The organism is Synechococcus sp. R70.1, assembly GCF_047461675.1.
Lineage (GTDB): Bacteria > Cyanobacteriota > Cyanobacteriia > Thermostichales > Thermostichaceae > Thermostichus.
The window spans coordinates 1-966 of record NZ_JANSHR010000062.1; the positions used below are offsets into that span (position 1 = coordinate 1).

Annotated in this window: 1 protein-coding gene; it reads left to right on the top strand. The window is 53.3% G+C overall.

The genetic code is table 11. From position 1 onward, the window contains the following. Positions 1 to 580: 580 nt before the first annotated feature. Positions 581 to 835 carry a hypothetical protein gene (locus NW807_RS08080; RefSeq protein WP_414425789.1) on the top strand — a complete coding sequence of 85 codons (255 nt, stop codon included), beginning with the start codon at positions 581 to 583 and terminating at the stop codon, positions 833 to 835. Positions 836 to 966: the final 131 nt, after the last annotated feature.

Genomic DNA, 966 nt, shown 5'->3' on the forward strand with positions numbered 1-966 from the left:
AAAGCGCTGCCACTTGGGCTCGGTCTCAAAGGGGTTGTACTGGCTGGGCAGGTTGACAGAGGAAATTGCAGCAGTCATAGGGAGGATAGGCCAACGGCTGAGAAGGATGAATCACTTTGATGAATCACTTTATAGAGTAGCAGTTCAACCCTTTGCCCTTCGGGGTAGAGTGGCCCATCGGTCTTGACCCCGATCACACAGCTAGAGAGGGATTCCGAGCTAGGATACTACCATCCTCAGCTTTGGGTACGGCGTTATGTCCAGATCATTGACGGCAACGGTACTGATGGCCCTGATGGCTCTATCCCCTGGGATCCCTGCCTTGGCGCAACAGGACTGGAAGAGATCAGAGAGAGACATCCTACTTTGTCGTGGGGAGCCTTCTGAACCAGGCTCTCTGGCAGGTTATACAGCTTGCTTCAGTGCTCGCCTTCATCCGGATGAACAATCCTGGCCGCCTCTACTACCCCTGATAGGCCTGTATTTTACCCCGAACTCTGACTACTACTTTTTTTGCTTTGTAGGTGCAGGAAAGCCCGGTAGCCTGGAGGCAATTCTCGTCGGTCGAAGTGGAGAGTTCGTGTTTGGCCTAGATCGCCCTCTGGCCCCTTCTGAACTAGAAGGGGAGAACCCTTGGATTATCCAGCGAAAAGCCCGCATTCTCGAGGTGAAGGGGGATCCTGGGGATCCTGTTGCCGGTTTCAGCCAACTGGTGGTTTACGACGAAACCGAGTTGAACTTGGAGGGGTTCGTGCCTGTGACTGCGCCTCCAGGATACCTCATTTCGCCGGACGAGTTTTTAGAGGCTCCCGAGTGCCAAGCCATTTTGAATTGAGGACTCCTCCACTTGTAACTGGTGTGCGTTCTTGGGTTTTGGCAGGCTTACGAGATGGCTCTAGAGCCCAGAGTAAGCGTTGAGCCATTCCAGACATTCCATAAAGTAAAACACCAGCGGCCCGGTAAAGA